Consider the following 5749-nt stretch of genomic DNA (forward strand, 5'->3'; position numbering starts at 1 on the left):
TCCCCTTTTGACGCAGAAACGCCCCGCTGGCGAACCAACGGGGCGTTTTGTTATTTAATATCGTGAAGAGAATTTCTTTGTTTTTAGCAGACTTGGCGACGACCTACTCTCCCGTGCCTTAAGACAAAGTACCATCGGCGCTGAAGCATTTAACGTTCGAGTTCGGAATGGGATCGTGTTCTGGGCGCTTCGCCATAGTCACCAAGTCAGCAAAAAACAAAGACGTGAAGTTAAATTTGATTTATTCGCGCATTCTATTTGAATGCAATACAGGAACATATTTTCTAAGCGTTTTGCTTAGAGATGATGTTGTTGGTATTGGTGTATACGGACATTGATTAATGAGAACAATCAAGCCAATCGAGCTATTAGTACCAGTAAGCTTCACACATTGCTGCGCTTCCACACCTGGCCTATCAACGTGGTGGTCTCCCACGGCTCTCAAGGGAATGCTAGTTTTGAAGGAGGCTTCCCGCTTAGATGCTTTCAGCGGTTATCCCGTCCGGATATAGCTACCCTGCTATGCGGCTGGCGCCACAACAGGTCCACCAGAGATCCGTTCACCCCGGTCCTCTCGTACTAGGGGCAACTCTTCTCAACATTCCTACACCCACGGCAGATAGGGACCGAACTGTCTCACGACGTTCTAAACCCAGCTCGCGTACCGCTTTAATTGGCGAACAGCCAAACCCTTGGGACCTGCTCCAGCCCCAGGATGCGATGAGCCGACATCGAGGTGCCAAACAATGCCGTCGATATGGACTCTTGGGCATCATCAGCCTGTTATCCCCGGCGTACCTTTTATCCGTTGAGCGATGGCCCTTCCACGCGGGACCACCGGATCACTATGACCGACTTTCGTCTCTGCTCGACTTGTCAGTCTCGCAGTCAGGCGGGCTTATGCCATTGCACTCGACGACCGATTTCCGACCGGTCTGAGCCCACCATCGCGCGCCTCCGTTACTCTTTGGGAGGCGACCGCCCCAGTCAAACTACCCACCACACACTGTCCCGGACGCTGTTACGCCGCGGTTAGACATACATGACGATAAGGGTGGTATCTCACATTGCGGCTCCCTATAAACTGGCGTCTATAGTTCAAAGCCTACCACCTATTCTGCACATGCCGACACGAATGCCAGTGTGAAGCTATAGTAAAGGTGCACGGGGTCTTTCCGTCTAACCGCAGGAACCCCGCATCTTCACGGGGAGTTCAATTTCGCTGAGTCTATGCTGGAGACAGTGGGGAAGTCGTTACGCCATTCGTGCAGGTCGGAACTTACCCGACAAGGAATTTCGCTACCTTAGGACCGTTATAGTTACGGCCGCCGTTTACCTGGGCTTCAATTCAAGGCTCTCACCTCTCCTTTTAACCTTCAGGCACCGGGCAGGCGTCAGACCCTATACGTCGTATTACTACTTCGCAGAGCCCTATGTTTTTAGTAAACAGTCGCCACCCCCTGGTCTGTGCCACCACACAAGAGTTGCCTCCTGCATGGTCACGCTTATCCCGAAGTTACGCGTGTAATTTGCCGAGTTCCTTCAGCATAGTTCTCTCAAGCGCCTTAGTATTCTCTACCTGTCCACCTGTGTTGGTTTAGAGTACGGTCTATAATGGTGGAGCTATTTCCTGGAACTTACTCACTGCCAGAACCAATCCGATAAGGACTGACAGCTCTATAAATTCGTCACTACCACCAGGTTCAGGAATATTAACCTGATTCCCATCGTCTACGACTTTCGTCCTCGACTTAGGGGCCGACTAACCCTGCGCTGATTAGCATTGCGCAGGAACCCTTGGACTTTCGGCGAGAGTGTCTCTCACACTCTTTATCGCTACTCATGTCAGCATTCGCACTTCTGATACCTCCAGGACCCCTCGCGGGTATCCCTTCGCAGACTTACAGAACGCTCCGCTACCGCTTGCACATAGTGCAAACCCGAAGCTTCGGTGCATGGTTTGAGCCCCGTTACATTTTCGCCGCAAGATCGCTTGACCAGTGAGCTGTTACGCTATCTTTAAAGGATGGCTGCTTCTAAGCCAACCTCCTGGTTGTCTATGCAATCTCACAAGCTTTCCCACTTAACCATGACTTTGGGACCTTAGCTGTCGGTCAGGGCTGTTTCCCTCTCCACCACGGACCTTAGCACCCGTGGTGTGTCTGCCAGATATTACTTCCAGGTATTCGGAGTTTGGTTAGGTTTGGTAATCCGTTGGGGACCCCTAGCCCATCCAGTGCTCTACCCCCTGGAGTATTCGTCTGACGCTCTACCTAAATAGATTTCGCGGAGAACCAGCTATTTCCAAGTTTGATTGGCCTTTCACCCCTAGCCACAGGTCATCCCGTTCTTTTTCAACAGAAGTGGGTTCGGCCCTTCAGTGCATGTTACTGCACCTTCAGCCTGCCCATGGCTAGATCACTTGGTTTCGGGTCTAATCCAACATACTCAACGCCCTATTCAGACTCGCTTTCGCTGCGCATACACCTAACGGTTTAAGCTTGCATGTTAAATTAAGTCGCTGACCCATTATACAAAAGGTACGCCGTCACCCTTGCGGGCTCCGACTGTTTGTAGGCATCCAGTTTCAGGAACTATTTCACTCCCCTCGTCGGGGTGCTTTTCACCTTTCCCTCACGGTACTTGTTCACTATCGGTCGCACACGAGTACTTAGGCTTGGAGGGTGGTCCCCCCATGTTCAGACAGAATTTCACGTGTTCCGCCTTACTCGAGGACTAAATTGCTTTCTACCGGTACGGGGCTATCACCCACTATGGCGAAGCTTTCCAGCTTCTTCCCGTTCTTACAATTTAGCCACTGGCCTAGTCCGCGTTCGCTCGCCACTACTAACGGAGTCTCGGTTGATGTCCTTTCCTCTGGGTACTTAGATGTTTCAGTTCCCCAGGTTTGCTCCCTTTCGGGTGACCATAAATGGCCGGGTTGCCCCATTCAGAAATCGTCGGATCAAAGCTTATTCGCAGCTCCCCGACGCTTATCGCAGCGTATCACGTCTTTCATCGCCTGTGTGCGCCAAGGCATCCACTAGATGCCCTTAAGACACTTGATTGTTCTCATTATCAATATCCGCAATCCGTCTCGTGCAAGACATAATGGACCGTCGAATATGATAAGGTTAGATCATATTTAAATTTAACTTCACGAAGATAACCTGTTCTCCCCGGGTGTGGGTCAAACAAACAAACTATCTTTCTCTTTACGATATATAAGATCATGCAAAATCAACTCGCGTTGACCTCACAAAACTTGTTCTTTCTTAAGTGACTAAATGTTCAACCGGCGATGCCAACATCCAGCTTCCAATGGTAAATGGTGGAGCCAGACGGGATCGAACCGACGACCTCCTGAATGCAAATCAGGCGCTCTCCCAGCTGAGCTATGGCCCCTTATTCCAGGATGATCGTCATCGACACCAAAGCCTCAGCGCACTATCAGCACCCAACCAACTGGCGGGGATGCCGGGGAAGCGAACAACGTTCGCGACGGCGGCGCGTAACAATGGTGGGCCTGGGTAGATTTGAACTACCGACCTCACGCTTATCAGGCGTGCGCTCTAACCAACTGAGCTACAGGCCCGAAGCCTATAGTGCTAACGTTTTATCCCAACCAATTGGCGGGGGTGCCGGGGTAGCAAGCGCTAGCTTACGACGGCGGCGCGTAAAACACTATCACGTGATGAACGTCACTTAATGTGAAGAAAGAGAAACGAAGGCGGCGATGTCCCGCTTTTGTTTTAGCGATCGGTTTTGACTAAACCAATCTTATCCAATGAAAGTCTAATAAAGCCAGCCTGCCGGCGCGAGGCCAATAAGCTGTTTTTGAAAGACAATCCTTAGAAAGGAGGTGATCCAGCCCCAGGTTCCCCTAGGGCTACCTTGTTACGACTTCACCCCAGTCGCTGACCCTACCGTGGTCGCCTGCCTCAAAAGTTAGCGCAGCGCCTTCGGGTAGAACCAACTCCCATGGTGTGACGGGCGGTGTGTACAAGGCCCGGGAACGTATTCACCGTGGTATGCTGACCCACGATTACTAGCGATTCCAACTTCATGCACCCGAGTTGCAGAGTGCAATCCGAACTGAGACGGTTTTTAGGGATTAGCTCCTCCTCGCGGAGTGGCTGCCCTCTGTCACCGCCATTGTAGCACGTGTGTAGCCCAGCCCGTAAGGGCCATGATGACTTGACGTCGTCCCCACCTTCCTCCGGCTTATCACCGGCAGTCCCCCTAGAGTGCCCAACTAAATGCTGGCAACTAAGGGCGAGGGTTGCGCTCGTTGCGGGACTTAACCCAACATCTCACGACACGAGCTGACGACAGCCGTGCAGCACCTGTATCCTATCCAGCCGAACTGAAGGTCTCCATCTCTGGAGACTGCGATAGGTATGTCAAGAGCTGGTAAGGTTCTTCGCGTTGCTTCGAATTAAACCACATGCTCCACCGCTTGTGCGGGCCCCCGTCAATTCATTTGAGTTTTAATCTTGCGACCGTACTCCCCAGGCGGAGAGCTTAATGCGTTAGCTGCGCCACTGAAAAGTAAACTTCCCAACGGCTAGCTCTCATCGTTTACGGCGTGGACTACCAGGGTATCTAATCCTGTTTGCTCCCCACGCTTTCGCACCTCAGCGTCAGTATCGGGCCAGTGTATCGCCTTCGCCACTGGTGTTCTTCCTAATATCTACGAATTCCACCTCTACACTAGGAGTTCCATACACCTCTCCCGATCTCTAGACTAGCAGTTTTAAAGGCAGTTCCGGAGTTGAGCTCCGGGATTTCACCCCTAACTTGCTAATCCGCCTACGTGCGCTTTACGCCCAGTAAATCCGAACAACGTTAGCCCCCTTCGTATTACCGCGGCTGCTGGCACGAAGTTAGCCGGGGCTTCTTTACTAGGTACCGTCATTATCTTCCCTAGCGAAAGAGCTTTACAACCCTAAGGCCTTCATCACTCACGCGGCATGGCTGGATCAGGCTTGCGCCCATTGTCCAATATTCCCCACTGCTGCCTCCCGTAGGAGTCTGGGCCGTGTCTCAGTCCCAGTGTGGCTGATCATCCTCTCAGACCAGCTATAGATCGTCGTCTTGGTAGGCCATTACCCCACCAACTAACTAATCCAACGCGGGCCAATCTAATAGCGATAAATCTTTCCCCCAAAGGGCGTATACGGTATTAGCAGTCGTTTCCAACTGTTATTCCGTACTATTAGGTATGTTCCCACGCGTTACTCACCCGTCTGCCGCTCCTCACCGAAGTGAAGCGCTCGACTTGCATGTGTTAAGCCTGCCGCCAACGTTCGTTCTGAGCCATGATCAAACTCTCAAGTTTGATATAGACTTTTGTCGACGCAATGCACGTTTTGACGAGGACACCACTTGTCACTAATGCGCTTCGCAGCGCATCCGTAAATTTGGTGTTCTCTAATAGAAACGTACACCCATCGAAGTCTTGTATGATCTGGTAAACCAGATCCGCAAGGACCTCGCCGTCCACGTTTCTCTTTCTTCTTCTTCACACTGTCAAAGAACAGACCCGCCAACCAAAAGCCAACACGTCAAAAATATCACCCTAAATCAAACACATAGAGAAATCTCGCCGGACAAGCCAGCAGATCAATCTCTGCCCAATTCAGGAAACACCAAACAAACAAACCAAATCATTCGCTCAGTGTTGCGGGTTATAAGGCTACCTAAACAACCTGTCAACACCCAAATTCTAATTAAAATCAACAAACTT

At 51.2% G+C, this 5749-nt stretch carries 2 tRNA genes and 3 rRNA genes; all 5 read right to left on the bottom strand.

The annotated features are described in order from the left end of the window. Positions 1-90: 90 nt before the first annotated feature. The 5 genes from rrf to QQL65_RS16390 all read right to left on the bottom strand — a co-directional run bounded on the left by rrf (position 91) and on the right by QQL65_RS16390 (position 5341). A 5S ribosomal RNA gene (rrf, locus tag QQL65_RS16370) occupies positions 91-206 on the bottom strand. A gap of 141 nt (positions 207-347) precedes the next feature. Next, a 23S ribosomal RNA gene (locus tag QQL65_RS16375) occupies positions 348-3068 on the bottom strand. 261 nt (positions 3069-3329) lie between these two features. After that, a tRNA-Ala gene (locus tag QQL65_RS16380) sits at positions 3330-3405 on the bottom strand. Positions 3406-3518: 113 nt separating this feature from the next. Further along, a tRNA-Ile gene (locus tag QQL65_RS16385) sits at positions 3519-3595 on the bottom strand. 260 nt (positions 3596-3855) lie between these two features. Next, positions 3856-5341: ribosomal RNA gene (locus QQL65_RS16390) — 16S ribosomal RNA — on the bottom strand. The 16S, 23S and 5S rRNA genes sit together here with 2 tRNA genes alongside, the layout of an rRNA operon. Positions 5342-5749: the final 408 nt, after the last annotated feature.

The organism is Maritalea porphyrae (assembly GCF_030159895.1).
Lineage (GTDB): Bacteria > Pseudomonadota > Alphaproteobacteria > Rhizobiales > Devosiaceae > Maritalea > Maritalea porphyrae.